Here is a 25643-nt window from a genome sequence, read left to right on the forward strand (position 1 = left end):
GCCAGAGGTGACAACAGGCCGCCGAAAGGCGCAGGATGGTCGATTGCCGCTCGTGCCAGGAATGGTGCGGGAATGGCATCCGCACGAGAGTGACGACCATTCTAGCAGAGGGAAGTGCATTGCCGGCGACCCCGTCCGACGTCGTCCCCGACCCCGAGCTCGCGCAGGAGCAGACCTACGTCAGCGACCTCTACACACGCCTCGACGCCGCCCGCGACCTGGCCACGCGGCGGCTGCGCCAGGCCATCTCCTGGCCGGCGGTCGACCCGCAGGCCCTGCAGGAGCGCGACGCCACCGTGCGCTTCCAGACCGAGCGGGTGACCGCTCTCGACGCCGCCGAGGCCGGCCTGTGCGTGGGCCGCATCGACCGCACCGGCGACGGCCCGCTCTACATCGGCCGCATCGGCCTGCCCGCCGACGACGCCGGCGGCGACCCGGCGCTGGTCGACTGGCGCGCGCCCGCGGCCCGTCCCTTCTACACCGCCACCCCGGTGCACCCGCTGGGCATCGAGCGGCGCCGGCACATCCGCACCCGCGGGCGCACCGTCGTCCGGCTCGACGACGAGGTGCTCACCGGCGGGGTCGCCGGCTCCGGGCTCACCGGTGAGGCCGCGCTGTTCGCCGCGCTGGACGCCTCGCGCACCGGGCGGATGACCGACATCGTGCGCACCATCCAGGCCGAGCAGGACCGGATCATCCGCGCCGACGACCGCGGCGTGCTCGTCGTCCAGGGCGGCCCGGGCACCGGCAAGACGGCGGTGGCGCTGCACCGGGCGGCCTACCTGCTCTACACCCACCGCGAGCGGCTGGCCCGCCGCGGGCTGCTCGTCGTCGGCCCGACGCCGACCTTCCTGCGCTACATCGCCGACGTGCTGCCCGCCCTCGGCGAGACCGGCGTGCTGCTGGCCGGCCTGGGCCAGCTGCGGCCGGGCCTGGACGCGCGCGGCGAGGAGTCGCCGGCGACGGCGGCGGTCAAGGGCCGGCTGGAGATGGTCGACGTGCTGCGCGCGGCCGTCGCCGACCGGCAGGTGGTGCCCGAGGGCCCGCGCGAGCTGGTGGTCGACGGGTTCGCGCTGCGGCTGCGGCCGGTCGACGTCACCCGCGCCCAGAACGCCGCGCGGCGGGCCGACCCGCTGCACAACCTGGCCCGGCCGGTGTTCGTCCGGCGGGTCGTCGACCTGCTGACCCGCCGCTACGCCGAGCGCATCGGCGCGGGCATCGACGCCGGCCGCGAGCTGTTCGACTCCGACGACGTCGCCGCGCTGCGCCGGGAGGTGGCCGAGGACCCCGGCGTGCGGTCGCTGATGGCCGAGCTCTGGCCGGTGCTCACCCCCGAGCGGCTGCTCACCGACCTCTACGCCGACCCCGACCGCGTCGCCCGGGCCACCCCCGGGTGGTCCGACGCCGACCGCGCGCTGCTGCACCGCCCCCGCGGGTCGGCCGGGTCGACGCAGCAGTGGACGCCGGCCGACGTGCCGCTGCTGGAGGAGGCCGAGGAGCTGCTGGGCTTCGACGACAGCGCGCAGCGGGCCCGCGCCGACCGGGACCGCCGCCGCGCACTGGCCCGCGCCCAGGAGACGCTGGACGTGCTGCACGGCTCGCGGTCGGTGGACCTCGAGGACGAGCACCTGGAGGCCGAGGTGCTCAGCGCCGGCGACCTGCTCTCCGCCGAGGACCTCGCCGACCGGCACCGCGAGCTCGACTTCCGCACCACCGCCGAGCGGGCCGCCGCCGACCGCACCTGGACCTTCGGGCACGTGGTCGTCGACGAGGCCCAGGAGCTCTCGCCGATGGCCTGGCGGCTGCTGGTGCGCCGCTGCCCCACCCGCTCGATGACCGTCGTCGGCGACGTGGCGCAGACCGGCAGCCTGGCCGGGGCCGACCGGTGGGACGCCGTGCTGCGCCCGCACGTCGGCGACGCCTGGCGGCTGGAGGAGCTGACGGTGAACTACCGCACGCCCGCCGAGGTCATGGAGCTGGCCGCCGACGTCCTCGCCGCCTCCGGCACGGGCCTGCGCCCGCCGCGGTCGGTGCGCATCGGCGGTACGCCGCCGGCGGCCGAGGTGACCGGGTCGTCGGGGCTGGCCGGCCGCGCGGCGGCGGTGGCGGCGGACCTGGCCGGCGGCGAGGGGACGACGGCGGTGCTGGTGCCGCCGAGCCGGCTGGCCGAGGTGGTCGAAGCACTGCGGGAGCTGCGCCCGGACGTGCAGTCGGGGCCGGGCGCGGACTCCTCCGCCGGGCCGGTCGTGCTGACCCCGGGCGACGCCAAGGGGCTGGAGTTCGACTCGGTGGTGCTCGCCGATCCGCAGGGGGTGCTCGACGAGGGCGTGCGCGGGGTCAACGACCTCTACGTCGCGCTGACCCGGGCCACCCAGCGACTGGTCGTGCTCTCCCCCGGCCCGCTGCCGGCCGTGCTGTCCCGGCTGGAGGAGGCCGCGGCCTGAGGGAGGACCTCCTGCCGCGCGACGTCGTGCTCTGGACACAGGGGTGTTCAGAGCACGACTCGCGCCGGAGGGGAGGGTGCCCGGCCGCCCGGTCGTGCTCTGCCCCGCCGGTGTGGGCAGAGCACGACCTCGTCAGGAGACGGGTGCCACCGCCGTGGGTCCCCACAGCGCGGCGGGCCGGAGGACGACCCCGCTGGCCGGGCGGGCCGGGATGCGGCGCAGCGAGATGGTCAGGTCCTGGTCGGCGGGGATGTCCAGCGGCAGCCGGGCCAGCCGGGGTGCCAGCGCGGCCAGCAGCGCGACGGTGAGCTGCTCGCCGGGGCAGCGGTGGTTGGTCCGCGGGTCGCCGCCGCCCTGGGGCACCAGCTCGAACTCGCCGATGCCGCGGTCGAGGAACCGCTCGGGCCGGAACGCGTAGGGGTCCTCCCACAGGTCCGGGTCGTGGTTCTGCCCGAAGAGGTCGAGCAGCACCATGGCGTTGCGGGGGATCGTCTGCCCGCCGAACTCCAGCCGCCGGGGCGCGCGGCCGCCGATGAACGGCGCGAAGGGGTAGAAGCGCCGCACCTCGTGCGCCCACGCCTCGGCGAAGGCCGGGTCGGCCGCGGCCAGCCGCGAGCGGTACCCCGGCCAGCGGGCCAGCGCGTGCCCGGAGAAGGCGGTGAACCAGGCGACGGCGGTGGTCGGCCGGATGACGTTGAGCAGCTCGACGGCGGCCACCCGCGGTTCGAGCGGCTGCCCGTCGGCGTCGCGGTGCGCGGCGACGACCGCCAGTGCCGACCCGGCGGGTGCCAAGGTCCCGCCGGCGCGGACCTGCTCGACCAGGCCCGCCAGCCAGCCCTCGCGCCGGCCCCGCGCCCGCCGGGCCCGCCAGTGCCGCGGCCCGCCGGTCGCGAAGCCGTCCACCATCGCCAGCAGGTCGCGCGCCAGCGCCGGCACCTCGTCCTGCGCGACCGGGACCCCCGCCCACCGGGTGACCGCGCCGGCGATCACCTGCGCCGACTCCTCGAACAGCACGACCTGCGGCCGGGTCAGCCAGTCCCGCGCGGCGGCGTCCCAGTCGGCGCAGGCACGCTCCACCAGGTCCGCGATGCGGTCGCCGTCCATGAGGACCGACACGAACATCGCCTTGCGGACCCGGTGCGCCTCGCCGTCGAGGGTGTGCACCGCGCCCTTGCCGAAGAGGGTGCCCTGCACCGGCTCGGGGATGGCGTGCGCGCGGTGCACGTGCCGCTCGTCGTAGAGGAAGCGCGCCGCCTCCGGGCCCTCGATCGCGATCGCCGGCAGACCGCCCAGCCGGGTCCCGGCGGCGTGCCGGCCGCGGGCACGGCGCAGGTCGGGCATCCAGGCGTAGCCCTTGGACAGCAGGGCGAGGGAGTTCTCCAGGCGCATGCACCACCCCTGCCCTGGTCGGGCGGGCGGCAACCCCGGGCGGGCGCGGCTCAGCCGGGTCGCTGCTGCTGCAGCCGGTCGTCGCGCGGTTCGGAGGCGGCGTCGGCCGGCTCGTCCGGGCGGTCGTCGCGGCGGCCCGCCGAGCGGCCGTGCCCCAGCCGGCGCAGCAGCGCGGCCACCTCGCCGGCCGCCGACGGCGCCACCGAGCCCTCGGGGACCCGCGCCGCGACGTCCTGCAGCGCCTCGGCCAGCGCGCGCTCCTCGTCGCTGAGCATGCCGCGGTAGGCGGGGTCGAGCAGGTAGCCGGTGGGCGGGGTGGACAGGCAGCCGATCAGGTCGAGCAGCACCTCCAGCCGGCGGGCGGCCTCCGTCGGCGAGGTGTCCGACCGCGACATCGCGACCGTCTCCACGTCCTGCTCCCACAGCCGCGCACGGGCGGCGTCCTCGCGCAGCGCCAGCACCGTGCCCGACCGGCGCCGCGGCTCCCGGTCGGGGCCCTGGACGGCGCTGCGCACCTGGTGGGCGATGCGGACCAGGTCGTCGTCGAGCATCGAGGTGCCCACGAACAGCACGTGCCGGGTGAGCAGCAGCGAGTGCAGCACGCCGGCCAGCGCCGCCCGTGAGTCGCCCAGCTGCAGGTACTCCTCGCGGGTCAGCACCACCGACTCGGGGTGTGCGGCGTCGCCGTGCAGCTTGAGCAGCCACGGCCGGCCCGGCTGCGGCTCGTCGTAGGGCAGCACCGAGAGGTCCCGGCCGATGTCGGCGGCGGCGAGCTCGACGAGCGGGTCGTAGTTGGTGGTCACGAACTCCTGCACCGGCAGGTCGGCGATCAGCGCGTGCGCCAGCGCGTAGGGACCGGGACCGAACCGCTCCCGCACGAACTCCTGGAGCCGGTCGCGGCCCAGCTCGCGCGCCAGCAGCGCCGCGGAGTCCTCCGGCGGCAGCCGGCCCAGCCCGGCGCGCAGGTCGTCGTCCAGGCCCGAGCGGCCGGCCAGCTCGTCCAGGAGCTCCTCCCAGGTCGGCAGGCCGGCGGCCGCGCTGACCCCCGCGCCGATGAACAGCGCCAGCTGCCCGCGGCGGGCCCGCTCCCCCAGCTGCTCGGCCAGCGCCCGCAGCGGGTCGGGCAGGTCCCACGAGGTGGACTCGCCGCGGCGGATCCGCTGGGCCGCGGCGAGGTCGCTGGACCCGCGCAGCACGAGCGCGACGTCGAAGCCGTGCTCGTCGGCGGCCTCGCGCAGCACCGGCAGCAGCTGCTGCAGCAGGTCGCCGCGCCGGCCGGCCGCCCCGCCCCAGCCGGTGCCCAGCGCCGGCAGCCCCACCAGCCGCCGCGCCCGGCCGTGCACCGGCTCGGGCACCTCGCGCCGGGCAACGGCGGCCAGCGCCTCGCGGGCGCCGTCGAGCAGCCAGTCCAGGCCGCGGCCGCAGTCGTCCACGGTGTCGAGCAGCCACGCTCGGCGCGGCCCGGTGCCGGGCACCTCGAGCACCCGCTCGCCGCCGGACCACGCCAGGTCCACGCAGATCCCCGAGGCGTCCTCGTCGGCGACGAGGTCGGCGGGCAGCACGTCGCGCCAGCTCGCCGCCACCCGCAGGGTGCGGCCGGTGGGCACGAGGACGTCGTCGCAGGACAGCCGGGTCAGGTCCGCACCGACGACGAAGACGTGTCCGCTCACGCCGCTGCCCTACCCACGGACACGCCGGGCGGGAACCCGGCTGGGCCCGGAGGGGCGGGTCAGGCCCCGCAGCCCCCGGCGCCGCAGGCGCAGCCGCCGCAGCCGGCCGGGCGGGCGAGGACCGGCCGCACGGCGACCGAGCGCAGCGCAGCGGCGCCGACCAGCAGCGGCACCGCGGCCAGGCCGGTGGCCAGCGCGGCGACCACCGTGGCGACGTCGGCCGCGCGCCCGGTGCCCTGGACGGCGGCGGTCCCGGCGAGCAGCCCGCCGACCAGCACGGTCCAGACCGCCAGCGCGGCGCCGGCGCGGCGGGCGGTGCCCCCGCGGGCGACGACGACCGCCGTGGCCACCACCAGCACCAGCGGCACCCCGGCCAGCAGCGCCCACCCGGTGGCGACGACGGAGACGGCCGCGGCAGCGACCGCCGCAGCCCCGAGCAGCAGCGCCGGCGCCCCGGCCGGCGTCGCGCCGGCGCGCAGCAGGACGGCGCCGCGGGCGGCGGCCAGCAGGCCGAGGCCGCCGAGCAGCAGACGGGCGCCGAGGTCGCCGGTCAGCACCGCCACGGCGGCCAGGACCAGCAGCGCGACGCCGAGCGCCGCGCGCACCGGCCACGCCCGGCGGGCCGCGTCGTGCTCGCTGCGCGTCACCGCGCGGAGGGTCCGTCCTGCCGTTCCGGTCGCCGTCGGTGTCGCCACGCCCCCAGTGTCCCTGATGCCCGGAGGGGCGGGACGCCCGGCGCGGGGGACGTGCGCGTGGCACGCTCGCGAGGCCGTGCGCACGACGCGGCAGGGCGGCGGGGGCGTGGCCGAGGACACAGCCGGTGACACGGCGCCGGTGACCCAGCGGGCCGCCCACAGCCCCCTGCTCCGGCACACCGCACGCCTGGGCCTGCTCGGGTACGCCCTCATCCACCTGCTGGTCGCCTGGCTGGCCCTGCAGCTGGCCTGGGGCCCGGGCCGCGCCCGCACCGCCGGCCGCTCCGCCGACTCGGCCGGTGCACTCGACGTGCTGGCCGAGTCCCCGTTCGGGGACGGCCTGCTCTGGGCGCTGGCCGCCTCGCTGGCCGGGCTGTGCGCGTGGCAGGCGGTGGAGGTGCTGCGCCACCACCGGTCGGTCCCGGGCCCGGGGCCGCGGCGGCGCGCGGCGCTGGTGCAGCTGGTCAAGACGGTGGGCACCGCGGTGCTCTACGGCTTCCTCGCCGTCTCCGCCGTCCGCGCCGCGCTGGGGCTGCGGGCCGGGCGGCGGGAGGAGCAGGAGACGGTGCGCGGCGTGCTGTCCTGGCCCGGCGGGCAGCTGCTCGTCGTCGCGGTGGTCGGCTGGGCGGCGGCCACCTTCGACGCGGCCACCGCCACCGGCCTCGACGGCGCCCTGCGGGCGGTGGCCACCGGCCCGCTCGGCCCGGTGCTGCTCACCGTCGTCGCCACCGGGCTGGCCACCTTCTCCGTGTACCTGCTGGCCCGCGCGCGGCACCCCGTCGGCTGAACCGACGCGGCGCCGCGCGCTGTGCCACGCTGGTCCGTCACACGGGGTGTGAGAGGAGACCTGGCCATGAGCGGTCCGGGGACGGCGGCGGGCGCGGCGGGCCGGGCGGGCCAGAGCGACGCCCTGGAACACCTCGCCCGGGTGGGGCTGATCGCCTACGGCATGGTCCACGTGCTGGTGGCGTGGCTGGCGCTGCAGCTGGCCTGGGGCGGTGGGAGCAGCGAGTCCGCCGACCAGTCCGGCGCGCTGGCCACCCTGGCCGAGTCGCCCGTCGGCAAGCCGCTGCTGTGGGTGCTCGCCGTCGGGCTGGTCGCGCTGGCGCTGTGGCAGGCCGCCGAGGTGGTCCGCTGGCGCTCGGGCTGGTCGGCGTCCGGGGACACCCGGAAGAAGGCCGTGGAGAAGACGGTCAAGGCGGTGGCCAAGGCGGTCGTCTACGCGGCGCTGGCGGTGCTGGCGTTCCGCGCCGCCACCGGCGGCGGGCAGTCCGGCTCGGGCCAGCAGCAGCAGACGACGGCCGGCGTGCTCGGCTGGCCCGGCGGCCGCTGGCTGGTGGCCGCCGCGGGACTGGTCGTCATCGGCGTCGGCGCCCACCACGTGCTCAAGGGTCTGAAGAAGGGCTTCCTCGAGGAGATCGACCTGGCCTCGGCGCCGCCGACCGCGGAGCGGACGGTGACCCGGCTCGGCCAGGTCGGCTACCCGGCCAAGGGCGTCGCCTTCGCGGTGGTCGGCGCGCTGCTGGTCTACGCCGCGCTGACCTTCGACCCCGCCAGGGCGAGCGGTCTCGACGGCGCGATGCGCACCATCCTCGACGCCCCCTTCGGCCGCGTCCTGCTGACGCTCGTGGCGCTGGGCATCGCCGCGTTCGGCGCGTTCTGCTTCGTGCGGGCGCGCTACCCCGAGCGAACCTGAGCGCGCGTGCTGCTCGACCGGGTGCACCGGGCGGTGACCGCGGCGCGGGAGGTCACCGACCACCCGGTGCTCGAGGCCCTGGCGCGGGTCGGGCTGGTCGCCTACGGCGTCGTCCACCTGCTCATCGGCTGGCTGGCCTGGCGGCTGTCCCGTGGCGCGGGCGGCACCGACGCCGACCAGACCGGGGCGCTGGAGACCGTCGCACGCACACCCGGCGGGGCGGTGCTGCTGTGGGCGATCGGCCTGGGGCTGCTCGCGCTGGCGCTGTGGCAGGGCGGTGAGGTGCTGCTGTGGTGGCGCGGGCTGCTCGACCGGGAGCACCGCACCCGCACCGCGGTGGTGTGCGCCAAGTGCCTGGCCAAGGCCGCGGTGTACGCCGTCCTCGGGGTCACCGCGCTGCTGTTCGCGGTGGGCGCGGAGTACGAGGCCGACGAGCGGCTGCGCGAGCTGACCGGGGAGACGCTGGAGGTGCCCGGCGGCGCGGTGGCGGTCGGGACGGCGGCGGTCGGCGTCCTGGCGGTGGGTGCCTACTCGCTATGGCGCGGGGCCACCGGCGGGTTCATGCGCGACGTCGACCTGCCCGCCGCTCCCGACCGCTGGGAGCCGGTCATCGAGGTCGTCGGGCGGGTCGGCTACGTGGCCAAGGGCGTGGCGTTCGGCGTCGTCGGCGTGCTGCTGTTCCGCGCGGCGACGACCGCCGACGTCTCCACCGCCACCGGCCTCGACGGCGCGATGACCGCGATCGGCCGCACCGACGCCGGGCCGTGGCTGCTCGGCGTCGTCGCGGCCGGGTTCGCGGCGTTCGGCGTCTACGCCCTGGCCCGCGCCCGCTACCCCGACCGCGACCCGTCCTCCTAGGTCCGCGGGCCGCCCGCGACGTAGACGACCTGGCCGGAGACGAAGCCGGCGCCCTCGCTGACGAAGAACGAGACGGTGTGCGCGATGTCCTCGGGGACGCCGCCGCGGGCCACCGGGATGGCCGCCGCGCGCTCGGCCACGTACTCGTCCCAGTCGCGGCCGAGCCGCTCGGCGGTGGCCTTCGTCATCTCGGTCTGGATGAAGCCCGGCGCGATCGCGTTGGCGGTGACCCCGAACTTGCCCAGCTCCAGGGCGAGGGTCTTGGTGAACCCCTGCAGGCCGGCCTTCGCGGTGGCGTAGTTGGCCTGGCCGCGGTTGCCGAGCGCCGAGGTCGAGGACAGGTTCACCACCCGGCCCCACCTCGCGTCCACCATGTACTTCTGGCACGCGCGCGTCATGAGGAACGAGCCGCGCAGGTGGACGTGCATGACCAGGTCCCAGTCGGCGTCGGTCATCTTGAACAGCATGTTGTCGCGGGTGACGCCCGCGTTGTTCACCAGCACGACGGGTGGGCCGAGCTCGGCGGCGATCCGGTCGACGGCGGCCTGCACCTGCTCGGCGTCGCCGACGTCGGCCCCCACGCCGAGCGCCCGCCCACCGGCGGCCTCGATCGCCCCGACCGTGCCGGCGGTCGATGCCTCGTTGAGGTCGATCACCGCGACGGCGAAGCCGTCGGCGGCCAGGCGCAGCGCGGTCGCCGCACCGATGCCGCGGGCGGCGCCGGTGACGATCGCGACGCGGGCGGGGGTCTCGGTCATGGGTGCCTACTCCTCGGGGTCGGGGGCTGCCGGCCGATCATGCCGGGCAGCCCCCGGTACCCGCCTGCCGGCCTACGCGCGCTCGAACAGCGCGGCCAGGCCCTGCCCGCCGCCGATGCACATGGTCTCCAGGCCGTAGCGGGCGCCGCGGCGGTCCATCTCGCGGGTCAGCGTGGCGAGGATGCGGCCGCCGGTGGCACCCACCGGGTGGCCGAGCGAGATGCCGGAGCCGTTGACGTTGGTGCGCTCGAAGTCGGCCTCGGTGAAGCCCCACTCCCGGGTCACCGCGAGGACCTGGCTGGCGAAGGCCTCGTTGAGCTCGATGAGGTCGACGTCGGAGAGCTTCACGCCGGCCAGCTCCAGCGCCTTGGCCGTCGCCGGGACCGGGCCGATGCCCATGGTCCGCGGCGGGACGCCGGCGACGGCCCAGGACACCAGCCGGGCCAGCGGGCGCAGGCCCAGCTCGGCGGCCTTCTCCGGTGAGGTGACCACGCAGACCGCGGCGCCGTCGTTCTGGCCGCTGGCGTTGCCGGCGGTGACGGTGGCCTCGGGGTCGTCCCGGCCGAGGATGGGGCGGAGCCTCGCCAGGGTCTCCACGTTCGAGTCCGGGCGGATGTGCTCGTCGCGGTCGACGACGGTGTCGCCCTTCCGGCCCGTGATCGTGACCGGGACGATCTCGTCGGCGAAGCGGCCCTCCGCGGTGGCCGCGGCGGCGCGCTGGTGGCTGCGGACGGCGTACTCGTCCTGCTCCTCACGGCCGATCGAGTACTCCCGGCGCAGGTTCTCCGCGGTCTCGAGCATCCCGCCGGGCACCGGGTGGTTCACCCCGCCGGCGGTCACCCGGCCGCGGGCCAGGCCGTCCTGCAGCAGCACGCCGGGACCGGCCTTCACGCCCCAGCGCATGGCCTGCGAGTAAAAGGGCGCGTTGCTCATCGACTCCGCGCCGCCGGCCAGGACGACCTCGGCGGCGCCGGTCTGCACCTGCATGGCCGCGTAGAGCACCGCCTGCAGGCCCGAGCCGCAGCGGCGGTCGACCTGGATGCCACTGACGGTCACCGGCAGGCCGGCGTCCAGGGCCGCGACCCGGCCGATCGCGGGGGCCTCCATGGTCGGGTAGCAGTGCCCGAGGACGACGTCGTCGACCGACTCCGGCGGCAGGCCGGTGCGCTCCATCAGCGCCCGGACGACCGTGGAGGCGAGGTCCTGCACCGGCACGTCGCGCAGCGATCCGCCGAAGCCCCCGACCGGGGTCCGCACCGGCTCGCAGATGACCGCATCCCGCACGGCGTCCTCCTCCTCGACACGGCCGGCTCCGCCTCGGACCGGCGCCGTCGCCGAGTCTGCTCCTCCGGCCCCGCGGGCGCGCAGCCAGGTCGGGGAGGTGCCGGGCCCCTGCCGGGGCCCGTGCTCAGGCGGCGCCGGCTCCGGCGCGGCGCTCGACCTGCTCGACGGCGAGGAGCTCCCACAGGCCGGTGACCTGCAGGGCGCGGGCCACCGCGCGGGTACCGACGAGCACGCGCAGCCGGACGCCGGTCCCGACGGCGGTGCGGTGCGCGATCGCGAGGGTGGACAGGCCGGCCGAGTCGAGGAAGGTGACCGCCTCGAGGTCCACGGTCACCGAGCGGGAGCCGTCGGCGAAGGCCGCGTCCAGGGCGCGGCGCAGCTGGGGTGCGGTGGAGCAGTCGACCTCGCCGGACAGGACGAGGCGCGCCGCCCCGTCGACGGCGTGGGTCTCGACGCGGAGCAGGTCGTCGGTGGGGCCAGGGGAGATGATGGTCACGGTGCGCTCCTCGGTCGAGGGCGGGCCCGTGCGGATGAGCGGCCCGTGAGCCACACCACGACGCAGAGTCCAGCGTTGGGGTTCACGGCTGTCGGTTGAACCGCACCCAGGACGTTAGGCCCGGGACCCATGGCGCGCAAGGGTCCCGGACGCCCGGCGGAGTGCCGCCGACCACGGTCCCCGCCCGTCCTCCACCGGCCGGACACCGGCCCGCCACCTGCGAGGACGCGCTCCCGACCGGCAGCGCGGCCGGCGCGGGGATACTGGTGGGCGTGAGCAAGCGGCTGGCCCTGGCGGGGCTGATCTGGGCGGCCGTGTCCGTCGTCGCCTTCGTCGCGGTGAGCGACGTCATCGTCGCCGCGGGCCTGGTCATCTTCGGCTTCGTCCTGCTCGTCGTGCTGGCGATGGCGAGCGACTGGGAGCAGCACCCCGACTTCGAGGAGCGCGAGATGCACCGCGCCCAGCGCCGGGCGGCCCGGTGGCACCGCGGCGCCGGCGCCCGGGCCCGCGACCGCGAGCGGTGGGAGGCCCACCAGGCGCGGAAGGCCGCGCGCACCCGGACGCCGGGCGACGACGACCGGGCCTGACCCGGAGGACGTGACCCCGGGGACCCGTCCCGGACACCGGTCCCGGAAAACCGGTCGACCGTGCGGGCGGCCGGTCCTACGGTCGGCGCATGCGCTCCTGAGCCGCCCTCGCGACGACGCCCGCGTCCGCACCGGACGCCCGCGGGTCGAGCCCCTGGCTCCCCGCCCCCTCCCGCCCGGCTCCCGGGCGCCCCTCCCCTGGCTGCCGGCTGCCCGCGGCCGGTCCGACCTCCCCCAGGAGGCCCCCGTGTCACGCCCTCTCCGCTCCTCCGGCCCGGCGGTCACCGCCGCCCGCGCCACCCTGTCCGCCGACGACGCCGCCGCCTTCGACCGGCTCGTCTCCGCCGTGCTGGCCTCCCCCGGGACCGCCCTGGGCCCGGCCCTGCGCGCCCAGCTGCCGGGCCCGTCCGGGGTGCGGTGGCTGCGGACGGCGGGCCTGCCGCCCACCACCCGGGCGGCGGCACTCACCGCCGAGCAGTGGTTGTCGCTGTACCGCTGCTGGTCGTCGGTCGCGCCGGTGCCGCACACCGGCCGGCCGGGCCGGGGAGCGGTCGGGCGGCCCTCGGCCCACGGCCACGCGCCGGGCGCCCTCGCCGCGCCCCGCTGGCACTGAGCGGCCGGGCTAGCCGAGCGCGTCCTCGGCGGCGAGGTCGGCGGCCCGGCCGGGGTCGGCGAACGCCTCGGCCAGCGCCTGCCGCAGCGGCCACGCCCCGGCCCGCCAGGCCAGCGCCCGGCCGAGCGCGGGCGGGCTGCCGTCGACGTGGTCGGCGGCGCCGTCCGGCCACCAGGCCACCGGCCGGCCGTCGACGAGCAGCGGCTCGTGGACGGCGACCTCGCCGTCGAGCTCCGCGACGCCCAGCCGGGCCGCGGCCAGCCCGGCGCCGGGCAGCGCCGACCAGGCCTGCCGCCGCGCCGGGCGGCTGGTCACCGTGCCGGTCACCCGCTCGGAGGCCAGCGGCAGGTCGAGCAGGTCGGCCACCGCTGCCGGCGCCCCGCCCGCGGGGACCAGCGCCCCGTCGACCAGTGGCTGCACCCAGGGCGCGTCGAGCACCAGCACCGGCTCGCGGCCGGGGGCGGCCACCCGGTCCGGCGCCACCCGTACCGCGGCCGGCGGGGCGACGTCCACGCCGTCGAGGGCCTCGGCCAGCCGCGCGTAGACCGTGCGCAGGACAGCCGCCGACACCGTCCGCTCCGGGTCGCCGAGCCGGTCGAGCAGGTCGAGCGCGGCGTCGACGTCGGCGAGCACGTCCCCGACGGTCGCGGGCGGGCGCAGTCGCTCGAGCACCTCGCGCGGGCCGGACGCCGGGTCGTACAGCCCCTGCAGCTCGCGGCTGCCCGGCGCGCGCAGCCGGTCGGGTCGCCGGCCGGCGAGCACCGGGTGGGTGGTCAGCCACCAGCGCAGGTATCCCGGGGCGGCGACGCCGTCGAGGACGACGTCGGCCCACGCCTCCGCAGGCAGGCCGGCCAGCAGCGCCAGCGCGCCGGCCCAGTCGGCGACCAGCTCCAGGTCGCGGACGGCGCACAGCGGCGGCCAGGCCGGCGGCGGGCCGGGGGGCAGCCGGTCGAGGACGGCGTCGGCCCACGCGCCGGCGGCGTCGACGTCGAGCTCGTCGGGGTCCTCGGCGCGCACCAGCGCGAAGGTGACCAGCACGCCGGCCGCCCGCAGTGCCGCCGGGTCCTGGCCGTCGGCGAAGGACGGGTCGAGCAGGCCCAGCGCGCCGTCCTCCAGGACCGCGGCGAGCGGGGCGCCGGGCATGAGCAGCTCCCCCGCCGGCGCCCAGGCACCCTCGGCGTCGGGGAGCGCCAGCTCGGCCAGCCACGGCAGCTCCCCGGGGGCGGTCCCCGCGGCGGTCACCAGGGCGAGCACCGCGCGGGCCAGGTCGGCGGGGTCGGCGTCGCCCCAGTCCTCCTCCACGGCGTCCACCGACTCCTCCACCGCCGCGCGCACCGCGGGGTCGGCGAGCACCGCCGCCGCGGTGGCCGGCGAGGCACCGAGGCGCTCGAGCAGCCGCCGTGCCGCGGGCGGCGCGACCGCGTCGGGGTGCGCCACCCGCAGCGACAGCGGGCCGAGCCGCCCGACGGGCAGGTCGTCGGCGGGCAGCAGCACGCCGGCCGGACCGGGCGCGGTCCGCCCGTCGGCCAGCGGGACGGGCAGCGCGCCGAGCTCCTCGCGGTCGGCGCCGTCGAGGGAGGCGTAGAGCCGCGCCCACCACTGCGGGGGCCGGGCCACCCCGCCGACGGCCTCGGCCACCTCGGCCGGCCCCACCCGCCGGAGACCGAGCGCGGCCAGCGCCGGGGCGCCCTCGCGCCGGGCCCAGCCGGCCGGCAGCAGGCCCGGCACCACCCCGGCCAGGACGGCGGTCCGCTCCTCGGAGGCGTCGTCGAGCACCGTGGCCCGGTCCGGCCTCTGCCGGGCGTCGGGGTCGTCGGCGAGCGGCAGCCAGGCCGTCGTGCGCAGCCGGTCGAGCGCGGCGCTGCCCAGGGCGGCGTCGAGTTCGGCGGCGGCCAGGCCGATGCGCGGCACGAGGGCCAGGACGGCGGGGTCCGGCGCCAGCGCGGCGAGCAGGCCGGCGTAGGCCTCCGCGCAGACGTCGACCAGGGCGTCGGTGACCGGGCCGGGGGCGACGTGCCGCCGGTCGGGGCCGAGCGGGAACGGGGCGACCAGCCGGGCGGGCAGCGACAGCGGCTCGTCGCTGGGGGTCGGCGCGTGCACCACCTGGCGCACCGGCAGCGGCTCGGGCCGGCCGTCGTCGTCCAGCGGCACCGCCCAGGTGACGGCGTAGCCGCGGCGGGCGCGCTCCTCGACCGGGCGGCCGGCGAACAGCTCCTCGGCCAGCTCGCCGGTGCGCTCCTCCAGCCGCCACGTGCGCGTCCGGTCGCCGTCGCGCAGCCGGGCCAGCGGCGAGGTGTGCGTGCAGGCCAGCGTCCGGGTCGCGCCGTCGACGACCACCTCGATCTCGGCCAGGCCCGGCAGCGCGAGCAGCAGCTCGGCCGGCAGCTCCTCCAGCGCCGTGCGGACGGCGACCCGCGAGCCCGGGCGCAGCGGCAGCACGACCTCGGTGGCGTAGCCCTCGGGCGGGGTCCCCTCGGCCGGCCAGGGCAGCCGGAGCACGGGGACCGCGCCGTCACGGCGGGCCAGCTCCCCGGCCAGCGCGGGCACGTCGGCGACCTCGGCGCGGGTGCGGGCGGCGCTGAAGCGCACACCCCCGCCGGCCGAGTGCACGGCCGGCTCGTCGGTGACGGTGAGGACGGCGGCGAAGCCCACCCCGAACCGGCCGACGGTCGGCATCGGCGGCCCGCCCGCGCCTCCGGAGTGGCCGACCGTCTGCGATCCGTCGCGCTTGGCCGACGCCCGCAGGCTGGCCAGCCCGCCCACCCCGGCGGCGTCGAGCGGCGCCCCGGTGTTGGCCGCGTGCAGCACCTCTCCCCCGCCGCCGACGTCGGCCAACTCCAGCCGCAGCCGGCCCGGGACCCCCGCGCGGGCGGCCGCGTCGGCGGCGTTCTGCGCCAGCTCGACCAGCAGCCGGTCGCGGTAGCCGCCGCGGACGAGGTCCTCCTCGGCGTTGGCGTCCTCGCGGAAGCGCGCCGGGGAGTCGGTCCACGCGGCCAGCACCCGGCGGCGCAGCTCCGCGGTGGCGAAGGGGTCGGACACGGGGCTCAGCATGGCAGCGCGCGGGGCCTCCGAACGGGTCCGCGAACGGACCTACGCACCGGTAACTTGCCGGGTACCATCCGCCGCATGTCGCTCGCCGAGCAGATGGACACGGTCACCGACGCCACCGCCGGCACCGTCGACCGGCACGCCACCACCGAGACGTTCGAGTCCACCGACCCGGCCACCGGCGCCGTCGTCGGCGTCTTCCCGGTGCACGACGCGCGGGCTGTGGCCGCGACCGTGGCGCGCGCCCGCCCGGCGGCGGAGCGGTGGGCCGGGCTCGGCTTCGACGACCGCCGGCAGCGGCTGGCCGCCTACCGCGGCCACCTCGCCCGGCACGTGCACGAGCTGGCCGACCTGGTGCACCGGGAGAACGGCAAGCCGCACGCCGACGCGGTCCTCGAGATCACCCTGACGATCGACCACCTCGCCTGGGCCGGGGCGCACGCGCGCCGGACGCTCGGGCCCCGCCGGGTGCGGGTCGGCCTGCTGGCCGCCGACCACGCCGCGTACCTGGAGTACCAGCCGCTGGGCGTCGTCGGCGTCATCGGCCCGTGGAACTACCCGGTGTTCACGCCGATGGGCTCGATCGCCTACGCGCTGGCCGCGGGCAACGCCGTCGTCTTCAAGCCCTCGGAGCACACGCCCGCCGTCGGCGCGTGGCTGGCCGCCGCGTGGCGGGCCGCCGTCCCCGACGTCGCCGACGCCTTCCAGGTCGTCACCGGCTCCGGCGAGACGGGCGCGGCGCTGTGCCGGGCGGGCGTGGGCAAGGTGGCGTTCACCGGCTCGGCACCCACCGGCCGCAGGGTCATGGCCACCTGCGCCGAGACGCTCACCCCGGTGCTCATGGAGCTCGGCGGCAAGGACGCCATGATCGTCGACGACGACGCCGACGTGGCCGCGGCCGCCGACGCCGCCGTCTGGGGCGCGATGAGCAACGCCGGGCAGACCTGCATCGGCATCGAGCGCGTCTACGCGACCTCCGCCGTCTACGACCGGTTCGTGGCCGAGGTGACCGAGCGGGTGCGCGGCCTGCGCCCCGGGTCCGACGACGCGGCCGCCTACGGGCCGATGACGATGGCCGCGCAGGCCGACGTCGTGCGGCGGCACCTGGACGACGCGACGTCGTCCGGGGGGCGGGCGGTCCTCGGCGGCACGGTGGACGGCGGGTTCGTCGCCCCGACCGTGCTGCTCGACGTGCCCGAGGACTCCGCCGCGGTGCAGGAGGAGACGTTCGGGCCGACGCTGACGATCAGCCGCGTCGCCGACGCCGAGGAGGCTCTGGCGCGCACCAACGCGACCTCGTACGGGCTGGCCGGCGCGGTGTTCTCCCGCTCGACGGCACGCGCGATGGACCTCGCCCGCCGGATGCGCAGCGGCATGACCAGCGTGAACTCGGTGCTCACCTTCGCCTCGGTGCCGGCGCTGCCCTTCGGTGGCGTGGGCGACAGCGGCTTCGGCCGCATCCACGGCGAGGACGGGCTCAGGGAGTTCTGCCGCGCCAAGGCCATCACCCGCCGGCGCTTCCGGCTGCCGGTGGACCTCATGTCGTTCAGCCGTCCGCCGGCCGCGGCCGACGCGCTGGCGCGGGTCGTGGGCCTGGTGCACGGGCGCCACCGCTGACCACCTCCTGACGCCACCTCCTGACGCCACCTCCTGACGCCACTGCGGGCGTTCCTCGCGCACCCGGGGTCCGGCAGGACCGGCCGTGCACGGGGAACGCCCGCAGTGCGCACCGCAGGGGCTGTCCCCGGCTCCGCGCGCGGAGCATCCTCGGGTGCTGTGCGCCTGACCTCGGGCACGGGGTCGATCCCCCTCCCGGCCCGGTCGACCGGGACATCCCTCCCGACGCCGCCCGGCCGCCGCCCCGTGTGCGGGGACGTGCGCCGGATCGACGCTTCCTCCACGCGGGCGATCGGAGCCCGGGGAACCGAGGGAGGGGACATGTCCACGTTGCTCGTCAAGGTCGGCGGCGCCGCCGCCGCGCTGTCCGGGGTCCTGGTCGTCGTCCAGGACGTGTGGTCGCTGGCCGTCGGCGGACTGACCGAGGGGCGGGCGGAGTCGGCCGTGCACGCGACCCAGGTGCTGCTGCTCGTCCCCGGGGTGGTGGGGCTGTACCTGGTCCAGCAGCACGCCATGGGGCGCTTCGGTCAGGTCGCGACCCTGCTCGCCCTACTCGGCAGCACGGCGTTCTCCGGCGCGGCGCTCACCGAGGTGACCCTGCTGCCCGAGCTCACCGCGGCCGGGTCACCGCTCGCCGAGGACCCCGGGACCGTGGGCGTCGTCGTCGGACTGGTCGCCATGGCCACCTGGATCGGCGGGCTGCTGCTGTTCGGGGTCGCCACCTGGCGGGCCGGCGTGCTGCCCCGACCGGCCGCGGCGCTGTTCGTGGTCGGGCTGCTGGCCGGGCTGGCGCTGGGGGGTCTCCTGCCGGGGGTCCTCGCCGTCTACGCCGCTGGCCTGGTCTGGCTGGGGATCGCAGCCGTGGTCCGGCCGGCACCGCGGCCGGCGGTCGGCGCACCGGCGGTCCTGGTCCCGTGACCGCCGCCCACGCACGGGAGGCCGGACGGTGCCCGCCGTCCCGCTGACCCCCCGGGCGCACAGCGACCCCGGCTCCGGCCGCCTCGTCGGGGCGGTCGGGGCCGCCGTCACGCTGGGCCTCGGGGTGTTCACCGTCGTGGGGGCCGTCCGCACCGGCACCGGGGCCTCCCTGCCGCTGCTGGCCACCGTGGTCCCGGCGGGACTGCTCGGCAGCGTCGTGGTCGCCGCACGCCGCGCGGACCCGGTGGGCCGCTCGCTGCTCGCCGGGGCCGTGCTCTTCCTCCTCGGGTGCGCCGGTGAGGAGTGGGTGCTGCTGGGGCTGCCCGGCCGCGAGCTCGCCGTGTGGTCGCAGACCTGGACGTACCAGACCGGACTCGTCCCGCTCTTCGTGCTGGTGCCGCTGTACTTCCCCGACGGCCGGCTCCCCTCGCCTCGGTGGCGCCCGGTCGCCCGGGCTGCGGTGGTCCTGACGCCGGTGGTGGGGCTGGTGGTGTCCTGCTCGACGGGCGCCGTGTCGATCGGGGGCGTCGAGCACCCCAACCCGTTCGCGCTCCCGGTGCCGGCCTGGACGGGCGACGCGCTCGGGATCCCGGTCCTGGTCCTGGTGGTGCTCGCCGCGGCGAGCGTGGTCGTCCGGCTGCGGCGCACCCGCGGTCCGGAGCGCGCACGCGTCGCCCTGCTGGTGTACGCAGTCGTCCTCACCTCGCTCGCCTTCCTCACCGACGGTGTCGTCGCCCACTGGTGGCCCGACGCGTACGAGGGCGTGTTCGCCGTCGTCCAGGTGGTGCCGGTGACGGTCGTCGCGGCCGCGACGGTGTCGGTGCTCCGCCACCGCCTGTTCGACGTCGAGCGGGTGCTGGACCGGACCCTGCTGTGGTCCCTGCTCACCGGCTGCGTCCTGCTGGGCTACGTCGCCGTCGTCGGGGCGTTCGCGGCCGTGTCGGTCGACGGGGCGGGTGTCGGGTTCCTGGCGGTCGCCGTCGTGGCCGTGGCGGTCACGCCGCTGCGGGCGCGGCTGCAGCGGCGGGTGGACCGCCTCGTCTACGGCGACCGGGCCGACCCCTACCGGACGCTGACCCTCCTCGGCCGGCGGCTGGGGTCGGCGCTCACGCCCGCGGCCGCGCTGGCGTCCGTCGTCACGGCGGTCGCCGACGCCCTGCGGCTGCCCTTCGTGGCGATCGAGTCCCGCACGCCGCGCGGGTACGAGACGGCGGCGGCGCACGGCGACCCGCCGTCTGCGGACGCCGAGCCGGTGACCGTCCCGCTGGTGCACGCCGGCGAGGAGGTGGGCCGGCTGGTGCTCGGCGGTCGCGGACGGCGCGTGGAGCTGGCGCCCGGCGACCGCCGCCTGCTCGAGGACCTCGCACGACAGGTCGGGGTCGCGCTGCACGCCGTCCAGGTGACGGAGGAGGCCCGCCGGCTGGCGGCCGACCTGCAGCGGTCCCGCGAGCGCCTCGTCCTGGCGCGGGAGGAGGAGCGCCGCCGCATCGGCCGGGACCTGCACGACGGTCTCGGCCCGCAGCTCGCCGGCCTCACGATGACCGTCGAGGCCGCCCGGGACCTCGTCGGCGTCGACGACACCCGTGCCAGGGAGTTGCTCGACGGCCTGCTGCGGCGATCGGACGCGGCGGTCGGCGAGGTCCGCCGCATCGCCCACCTGCTGAGGCCGCCCGCACTCGACGCCCTGGGTCTCGAGGGGGCCCTGCGCAGCCACGCCGCCACCGTGCGGGCCCCCGACGTCGAGGTCGCCGTGGCCGACCTGCCCCCGCTGCCGGCGGCGGTCGAGGTGGCGGCCTACCGCATCGCCCTCGAGGCGGTGCACAACGCAGCCGTGCACGCCGCCGCGGCGACGTGCCGCGTCGTGGTGCGGTGCGAGGACGACGCCCTGCACCTCACGGTGACCGACGACGGCCGCGGGCTGCCGCCCGTCCCGCCGGCCGGGGTGGGACTGTCGTCGATGGCCGAGCGGGCCGCCGAGCTCGGCGGCCGGTGCACGGTCACCCGGGGCCCGACCGGGGGCACCGTGCTGGAGGCGGCGCTGCCCTGCACGGCCGGCGCACCGGGCGGGAGATGAGCACCGTGGACGTCCTGCGGGTGCTCGTCTGCGACGACAGCGACTCCTTCCGGGAGGGACTGCGCGCGCTGCTGTCGACCAGCCCCGAGGTGGACGTCGTAGGCGAGGCGGCCGAGGGCGCGGCCGCGGTCGAGGCGGCTCTCGCGCTGCAGCCCGACGTCGTCCTCATGGACCTGACGATGCCCGGGACCGGCGGGGTGGAGGCGACCCGGCGACTCCTCGCCCACAGCCCGCACATCGCCGTCCTCGTGCTGACGATGGCCGAGGACGACGCCTCGGTCTTCGCCGCCCTGCAGGCCGGCGCACGCGGCTACCTGCTCAAGGGGGCGCGCAAGGCCGAGATCCTGCGCGCGGTGCAGGCGGTCACCGACGGCGGGGCCGTCCTCGGCGCGCCGGTGGCCACCCGGCTCGCCGCCCTCGTCGCCGGCCGGCCCCGCCCGGAGTCGGTGTTCCCCGAGCTGTCGGCACGCGAGCGGGAGGTGCTCGTGCTGCTCACCGAGCACCTGACCAACGGGGAGATCGCCGCCCGGCTCGGGCTGTCGGAGAAGACGGTGCGCAACCGCGTGTCCAACGTCCTCGCCAAGCTGCGGGTGGCCACCCGCGCCGAGGCGGTCGCGGCCGCCCGCCGCGCCGGCCTCTGACGCCCCTCAGCCGTGGGTGGTGGCGGCCGAGGCGGTGGTGGGCTCGGTCGGGACGGCGGGCGGCCCGGTGGGGGCCGGACGACGGCGGATCGAGATCGACAGCGCCGCGGCGAGCAGGCACAGCGCGCCCGCGCCGAACCAGGCCAGGTCGTAGGAGCCCGTGACGTCGCGGATCACGCCACCGCCGAACGCCGCGACCGCCGAGCCGACCTGGTGGGAGGCGAACACCCAGCCGAAGACCACCGGAGCCCGTGCGCCGAAGTGCTCGCGGCACAGCGCCAGCGTCGGCGGCACGGTGGCCACCCAGTCCAGGCCGTAGAAGACGATGAACGCGATCATGCTGACGTGCAGGTCCGGTCCGAACAGGGGCGGCAGCAGGAACAGCGAGAACCCGCGGAGCGCGTAGTAGGCCAGCAGCAGGACGCGCGGGTCGACCCGGTCGGTGAGCCAGCCGGAGAACACGGTGCCGGCGATGTCGAAGACCCCGACGACCGCGAGCAGTGCGGCCGCCGTCGTCACCGGCATGCCGTGGTCGTGCGCAGCGGGGATGAAGTGCGGCTGCACCAGCCCGTTGGTCGACGCCCCGCAGATGAAGAAGCCCGCCGCCAGCAGCCAGAACGGCCGCGACCGCGCCGCGTGGGCCAACCCCTGGACCGCCGCGCGGGCCGCGCCGGTGCGCACCGGGTCGACGTCGTCGGCCGCGGTCCCGCCGTAGGGGACGGCGCCGACGTCGCGCGGCCGGTCGCGCAGCAGCCAGACGACCAGCGGGACCACGGCGAGCGCGGCGGCCGTCGTCCCCAGCGACGCCGCACGCCACCCGCCGCTCGTCTGCGCCACCGCGGCGACCACGGGCAGGAACACCAGCTGCCCGGTGGCGCCGCCGGCGGTGAGGATGCCGCTGACCAGCCCGCGGCGCGCCACGAACCAGCGCCCGGTCACCGTGGCCACCAGCGACAGCGCCATCGACCCGGTGCCCAGCCCGACGGCGAACCCCCACAGCAGCACCAGCTGCCAGCTCGCCGTCATGAACACGGTCAGCCCGCTGCCCAGGGCGGTGAGCAGCAGCGCGCCGACGACGACGCGGCGGATGCCGAAGCGCTCCATCAGCGCGGCCGCGAAGGGCGCGGTCAGCCCGTAGAGCGCCATGTTGACCGCGACGGCGGCCGAGATGGTCGACACCGACCAGCCGAACTCCGCACGCAGCGGGTCGATGAGCACGCCGGGCACCGCGCGGAAGGCCGCGGCGCCGACCAGCGCCAGGAAGGTCACCGCGGCGACCCACCACGCGGGGTGGATGCGCCGGCGGGGCACGGTCGTCGTCACGAGGACAGAGCATGACCCACGGCCCGACGGACGGACCAGTGGCCCGACGGCCAACACGTGCAAGGATCCGGCCATGTCATCAGGCCCGGGTCCGGCCACGTCCACGGTCTCGTCGAGACACGAGGTCGCCGTCCTCGCCCTCCCCGGCACGATCGCCTTCGAGCTCGGCCTCCCCCACCGGCTGCTGGGCAGCGCCGTCGACGCCGACGAGCGCCCGCTCTACCGGGTCCGCGTCGCCACCCTCGACGGCGGGCCGGTGCGCACCTCGGCCGGCTACTCGGTCACCCCGGAGCACGACGCCGCGCTGCTGGAGACGGCGCGCACCGTCGTCGTCCCCGGGGTGCAGGGCGGACCGGCGATGGCCGAGGGCCGGCTGCCCGGTGAGCTCACCACCGCGCTGCGCGCCGCCGCCGGGCACGCCCGGACGGTGTCGATCTGCACCGGCGCGTTCGTCCTCGCCGCCGCCGGCCTGCTCGACGGCCGGCCGGCGACCACCCACTGGATGCACGCCCCGGCCCTCGCCCGGCTGTTCCCGTCGGTGCGGGTGGACCCCGACGTGCTCTTCGTCGACGACGGCGACGTGCTGACCAGCGCCGGCAACGCCGCGGGCATCGACCTGCTGCTGCACCTGGTGCGGCGCGACCACGGCAGCGAGGTGGCCAACCGGGTGGCGCGGCGCAACGTCGTCGCCCCGTGGCGGGAGGGCGGGCAGTCGCAGTTCGTGGAGCGCCCCCTGCCCGAGCCCGGGGACGCCGGGACGGCACCCACGCGCGCCTGGGCGCTCGAGCACCTGGCCGAGCCGCTCACGCTCGCCGACCTCGCCCGGCACGCGCGGATGAGCGTGCGCACCTTCACCCGCCGCTTCCGGGAGGAGACCGGGCTCTCGCCGCTGCGCTGGCTGGCGGCGCAGCGGATCGCGCTGGCCCGGCGGCTGCTGGAGTCCACCGACGCCTCGGTCGACCGGGTGGCCGCCGAGGCCGGGTTCGGCACGCCGGCGTCGCTGCGCCAGCACCTGCGGGCCGCGATCGGGGTGGCGCCGGGCGCCTACCGCCGCACCTACCGGGGGGCCGGCCGCACCGCCTGAACGGGTGAGGTGTGACACGCGACTCCCCCCGATGGCGGCAGGTCCGGCGCCCGCGTCTGGTTGAGTGGGGTGTACCGGCGCCGCCCCCGCTCACCCGGAGCGCGAGGACTCGACGTCGGGCTGGTGCAGCGCCACCGAGGCGCGCCCGGCTGTCCGACGTCACCGACGGCGCGACCCGCCCGAGCCCCGGGCCGGCGTGCGCCCGCGTGCGGCGACCGAGGACGGCGACCCGAGCACCACCGAGGAACCCATGACCTCCCCGCAGTCCCCCACCTCCGCCGGCTCCCGGCCCCGCCGCCGTCGCGGCGGCCGCGGCCGCGGCGCCGGCAGCCCCACCGCCGGCACCCCCGCGACGACGGCCCCGGTGGCCGGGCCCGCCGAGATCCCTGCCGAGATCCCCGCCGGCGACGTCGCCACCGTGCTGCCCACCGACGCGACCTTCACCGAGCTCGGCGTGCCCGCCCCGCTGGTCGAGGTGCTCACCGCCAGCGGCATCACCGCGCCGTTCCCGATCCAGGTCGCCACGCTGCCCGACAGCCTGGCCGGCCGCGACGTGCTCGGCCGCGGCCGCACCGGCTCGGGCAAGACCATCGCCTTCGCCCTCCCCCTGGTCGCCCGGCTGGCCGCCTCGACCACCCGGCGCCAGGCCCGCCGGCCGCGCGCGCTGGTGCTCGTGCCGACCCGCGAGCTGGCCAACCAGGTGCTGGCCACCGTCGAGCCGCTCGCGAAGGCCCTCGGCCTGCGCGCCACCACCGTCTTCGGCGGCGTCGGGCAGAACCCGCAGGTGCAGGCGCTGGCCGCCGGTGTCGACGTCGTCGTCGCCTGCCCCGGCCGGCTCGAGGACCTCGTGGGCCAGGGCCACGCCGACCTGTCCGCGGTCGAGGTCACCGTGCTCGACGAGGCCGACCACATGGCCGACCTGGGCTTCCTGCCTGGCGTCAAGCGGCTCCTGGACCGCACGCCCCGCGGCGGCCAGCGGCTGCTGTTCTCCGCCACCCTCGACAACGGCGTCGACGTGCTCGTCAAGCGCTACCTCGACTCGCCGGTGACCCACTCGGTCGACCCGGCCGTCGCGCCGGTGGCCGCGATGACCCACCACGTGTTCCAGGTGTCGGCCGCCGACAAGGCCGACGTCGTCCGCGAGCTGGCCTCCGGCCTGGGCCGCAGCGTGCTGTTCACCCGCACCAAGCACCAGGCCAAGAAGCTGGCCAAGCAGCTCACCGCCGCCGGTGTCCCGGCCGTCGACCTGCACGGCAACCTCAGCCAGAACGCCCGCGAGCGCAACCTCGAGGCGTTCAGCACCGGCGGCACCCGGGTGCTGTGCGCGACCGACATCGCCGCCCGCGGCATCCACGTCGACGACGTCGCGCTGGTCGTGCACGTCGACCCGCCGACCGAGCACAAGGCCTACCTGCACCGCTCCGGGCGCACGGCCCGCGCCGGTGCCGGCGGCACGGTGGTCACGCTGTCCACCCCGGACCAGAACGCCGAGGTCCGCACGCTGACCCGCCAGGCCGGCATCTCCCCCGTCGTGGCCTCGGTGCGCCCCGGCGCCGAGCAGATCACCGCGCTCACCGGCCCCGCGGCGCCGCACGTCGAGCCGGCCCCCGCGCCCGCCCTGCAGCCCCAGGGCCAGGGTCAGGGCGGTGGTGGTGGACGGCGGCGCCGCGGCGGCCCGGGCGGCGGCGGGTCGGCCAGCACCCCGGCGGCCGGCGGCGGCCGCGGCGGCTCGGGCCGCGCCTCGGGCCCGGCGCGCACCCGCGCCGAGCTCGCCGCGCGGGCCGGCACCCACACCGCGGCGTCGTTCAGCGGCCGGTCGCGGCGCGGCGGTCGCTGAGCCCGGCGAGGTTCACGCCGGGGACGGTCGGGAAGAGCACCCCCGACCGTCCCCGACGACCCGAGGAGTGCCCGTGGCACTGCCCATCACCCTGTCCGAGATCGGCCCCCGCATCTCGGCCGGCGCGTTCATCCTCAACAGCGGGCTGGGCAAGCGCGCCGCCGACGACCAGACCGCCGCCGGGCTGCACGGCTTCGCCAGCGGCTCCTACCCGTTCCTGGAGGACGTCGAGCCCCAGCAGTTCGTCCGGGTCCTGTCGACGGCGGAGATCGCCGTCGGCGCCGCGCTGCTGACGCCGTTCGTGCCCACCGCCCTCGCCGGTGCCGTGCTCACCGGGTTCGCCGGCGGCCTGCTGGGCCTCTACCTGCGGACGCCCGGCATGCACAAGGAGGGCAGCCTCGCCCCGACCGAGCAGGGCCTGTCCATCGCCAAGGACGTCTGGCTGCTCGGCATCGGCGTCGGCCTGCTCACCCGGGGCACCGTCGACCGCGGCGACCGCAAGGTGAGCCGGGCGGCCAGGACGCTGGCCAAGGCCAACCGGAAGGTCTCCCGGGCCGAGCGCCGGGCCGAGCGCAGGGCCGTCCGCGCCGCCGCCTGAGGAGGGACCCCGT

Annotated in this window: 21 protein-coding genes; 13 read left to right on the forward strand and 8 right to left on the reverse strand. The window is 77.7% G+C overall.

From position 1 onward, the window contains the following. Positions 1-119 precede the first annotated feature (119 nt). The gene (locus BMZ33_RS20220) at positions 120-2444 is read left to right on the forward strand and encodes a HelD family protein (protein WP_169064622.1); all 2325 of its coding nucleotides are present in this window, start codon (positions 120-122) and stop codon (positions 2442-2444) included. A 132-nt stretch (positions 2445-2576) separates the two neighbouring features. Here the strand turns inward: BMZ33_RS20220 and BMZ33_RS20225 are convergent, their stop codons facing one another. The 3 genes from BMZ33_RS20225 to BMZ33_RS20235 are packed head-to-tail and all read right to left on the reverse strand — an operon-like array spanning position 2577 to position 6150. Beyond that, positions 2577-3833, reverse strand: a complete 1257-nt coding sequence (locus BMZ33_RS20225; protein ID WP_091115597.1) for a cytochrome P450 — start codon at positions 3831-3833, stop codon at positions 2577-2579. A gap of 50 nt (positions 3834-3883) precedes the next feature. After that, entirely contained in the window at positions 3884-5503 is a 1620-nt protein-coding gene (locus BMZ33_RS20230; protein ID WP_091115601.1) for an SIR2 family NAD-dependent protein deacylase, read from the reverse strand. Positions 5504-5562: 59 nt separating this feature from the next. After that, a complete protein-coding gene (locus BMZ33_RS20235) occupies positions 5563-6150 on the reverse strand; it encodes a hypothetical protein (protein WP_091115605.1) in 588 nt (195 codons plus the stop codon). A 124-nt stretch (positions 6151-6274) separates the two neighbouring features. Between BMZ33_RS20235 and BMZ33_RS20240 the strand changes: the two genes are divergently transcribed. From BMZ33_RS20240 to BMZ33_RS20250, 3 genes are all read left to right on the forward strand, one after another. Then, a complete protein-coding gene (locus BMZ33_RS20240; protein ID WP_169064623.1) occupies positions 6275-6985 on the forward strand; it encodes a DUF1206 domain-containing protein in 711 nt (236 codons plus the stop codon). 66 nt (positions 6986-7051) lie between these two features. After that, on the forward strand, positions 7052-7894 hold the full coding sequence (locus tag BMZ33_RS20245) for a DUF1206 domain-containing protein (protein ID WP_091115608.1): 843 nt from the start codon (positions 7052-7054) through the stop codon (positions 7892-7894). Between the two features lie 6 nt (positions 7895-7900). Further along, positions 7901-8752: a DUF1206 domain-containing protein gene (locus BMZ33_RS20250; protein WP_091115612.1), complete on the forward strand. Its 852-nt coding sequence runs from the start codon at positions 7901-7903 to the stop codon at positions 8750-8752. Here BMZ33_RS20250 and BMZ33_RS20255 read toward each other — a convergent pair. The 3 genes from BMZ33_RS20255 to BMZ33_RS20265 all read right to left on the reverse strand — a co-directional run bounded on the left by BMZ33_RS20255 (position 8749) and on the right by BMZ33_RS20265 (position 11290). After that, on the reverse strand, positions 8749-9510 hold the full coding sequence (locus BMZ33_RS20255; RefSeq protein WP_091115615.1) for an SDR family oxidoreductase: 762 nt from the start codon (positions 9508-9510) through the stop codon (positions 8749-8751). The genes BMZ33_RS20250 and BMZ33_RS20255 overlap by 4 nt on opposite strands. A gap of 72 nt (positions 9511-9582) precedes the next feature. Beyond that, positions 9583-10794, reverse strand: a complete 1212-nt coding sequence (locus BMZ33_RS20260) for an acetyl-CoA C-acetyltransferase (RefSeq protein WP_091115619.1) — start codon at positions 10792-10794, stop codon at positions 9583-9585. A 124-nt stretch (positions 10795-10918) separates the two neighbouring features. Beyond that, positions 10919-11290: an STAS domain-containing protein gene (locus BMZ33_RS20265; RefSeq protein WP_169064624.1), complete on the reverse strand. Its 372-nt coding sequence runs from the start codon at positions 11288-11290 to the stop codon at positions 10919-10921. 272 nt (positions 11291-11562) lie between these two features. Here BMZ33_RS20265 and BMZ33_RS20270 point away from each other — a divergent pair, with 272 nt between their 5' ends. Both BMZ33_RS20270 and BMZ33_RS20275 read left to right on the forward strand, forming a co-directional pair. Then, a complete protein-coding gene (locus tag BMZ33_RS20270) occupies positions 11563-11877 on the forward strand; it encodes a hypothetical protein (RefSeq protein ID WP_136697371.1) in 315 nt (104 codons plus the stop codon). A 247-nt stretch (positions 11878-12124) separates the two neighbouring features. Next, entirely contained in the window at positions 12125-12490 is a 366-nt protein-coding gene (locus tag BMZ33_RS20275) for a hypothetical protein (RefSeq protein ID WP_091115626.1), read from the forward strand. A gap of 9 nt (positions 12491-12499) precedes the next feature. Here BMZ33_RS20275 and BMZ33_RS20280 read toward each other — a convergent pair whose 3' ends face one another. Beyond that, positions 12500-15529: a hypothetical protein gene (locus BMZ33_RS20280; protein ID WP_169064625.1), complete on the reverse strand. Its 3030-nt coding sequence runs from the start codon at positions 15527-15529 to the stop codon at positions 12500-12502. Between the two features lie 87 nt (positions 15530-15616). On the opposite strand from BMZ33_RS20280, the gene BMZ33_RS20285 reads away from it, so the two are divergent. The 4 genes from BMZ33_RS20285 to BMZ33_RS20300 all read left to right on the forward strand — a co-directional run bounded on the left by BMZ33_RS20285 (position 15617) and on the right by BMZ33_RS20300 (position 20788). After that, positions 15617-17155: an aldehyde dehydrogenase family protein gene (locus tag BMZ33_RS20285; RefSeq protein ID WP_091115633.1), complete on the forward strand. Its 1539-nt coding sequence runs from the start codon at positions 15617-15619 to the stop codon at positions 17153-17155. A gap of 321 nt (positions 17156-17476) precedes the next feature. After that, positions 17477-18073, forward strand: a complete 597-nt coding sequence (locus BMZ33_RS20290; protein ID WP_091115637.1) for a hypothetical protein — start codon at positions 17477-17479, stop codon at positions 18071-18073. Between the two features lie 28 nt (positions 18074-18101). Further along, entirely contained in the window at positions 18102-20147 is a 2046-nt protein-coding gene (locus BMZ33_RS20295) for a sensor histidine kinase (RefSeq protein WP_091115640.1), read from the forward strand. After that, entirely contained in the window at positions 20144-20788 is a 645-nt protein-coding gene (locus BMZ33_RS20300; RefSeq protein WP_136697372.1) for a response regulator transcription factor, read from the forward strand. Before BMZ33_RS20295 ends, BMZ33_RS20300 begins: the two co-directional genes overlap by 4 nt. Before the next feature lie 6 nt (positions 20789-20794). On the opposite strand, the gene BMZ33_RS20305 is transcribed toward BMZ33_RS20300, so the two are convergent. After that, entirely contained in the window at positions 20795-22111 is a 1317-nt protein-coding gene (locus tag BMZ33_RS20305) for an MFS transporter (RefSeq protein WP_169064626.1), read from the reverse strand. Positions 22112-22184: 73 nt separating this feature from the next. Between BMZ33_RS20305 and BMZ33_RS20310 the strand changes: the two genes are divergently transcribed. The 3 genes from BMZ33_RS20310 to BMZ33_RS20320 all read left to right on the forward strand — a co-directional run bounded on the left by BMZ33_RS20310 (position 22185) and on the right by BMZ33_RS20320 (position 25630). Next, entirely contained in the window at positions 22185-23195 is a 1011-nt protein-coding gene (locus BMZ33_RS20310) for a GlxA family transcriptional regulator (protein WP_091115647.1), read from the forward strand. Positions 23196-23445: 250 nt separating this feature from the next. After that, positions 23446-25032: a DEAD/DEAH box helicase gene (locus tag BMZ33_RS20315; protein ID WP_091115994.1), complete on the forward strand. Its 1587-nt coding sequence runs from the start codon at positions 23446-23448 to the stop codon at positions 25030-25032. Between the two features lie 73 nt (positions 25033-25105). After that, on the forward strand, positions 25106-25630 hold the full coding sequence (locus BMZ33_RS20320) for a hypothetical protein (protein ID WP_091115651.1): 525 nt from the start codon (positions 25106-25108) through the stop codon (positions 25628-25630). Positions 25631-25643: the final 13 nt, after the last annotated feature.

The organism is Geodermatophilus dictyosporus (genome assembly GCF_900115505.1).
Classification (GTDB): domain Bacteria; phylum Actinomycetota; class Actinomycetes; order Mycobacteriales; family Geodermatophilaceae; genus Geodermatophilus; species Geodermatophilus dictyosporus.

Excerpts from the sequence above, each read along its gene's own strand:
- BMZ33_RS20225 (WP_091115597.1), bottom strand. The coding sequence starts at position 3,833 with ATGCGCCTGGAGAACTCCCTCGCCCTGCTGTCCAAGGGCTACGCCTGG.
- BMZ33_RS20245 (WP_091115608.1), top strand. The coding sequence starts at position 7,052 with ATGAGCGGTCCGGGGACGGCGGCGGGCGCGGCGGGCCGGGCGGGCCAG.
- BMZ33_RS20255 (WP_091115615.1), bottom strand. The coding sequence starts at position 9,510 with ATGACCGAGACCCCCGCCCGCGTCGCGATCGTCACCGGCGCCGCCCGC.
- BMZ33_RS20285 (WP_091115633.1), top strand. The coding sequence starts at position 15,617 with ATGTCGCTCGCCGAGCAGATGGACACGGTCACCGACGCCACCGCCGGC.
- BMZ33_RS20290 (WP_091115637.1), top strand. The coding sequence starts at position 17,477 with ATGTCCACGTTGCTCGTCAAGGTCGGCGGCGCCGCCGCCGCGCTGTCC.
- BMZ33_RS20300 (WP_136697372.1), top strand. The coding sequence starts at position 20,144 with ATGAGCACCGTGGACGTCCTGCGGGTGCTCGTCTGCGACGACAGCGAC.
- BMZ33_RS20310 (WP_091115647.1), top strand. The coding sequence starts at position 22,185 with ATGTCATCAGGCCCGGGTCCGGCCACGTCCACGGTCTCGTCGAGACAC.
- BMZ33_RS20315 (WP_091115994.1), top strand. The coding sequence starts at position 23,446 with ATGACCTCCCCGCAGTCCCCCACCTCCGCCGGCTCCCGGCCCCGCCGC.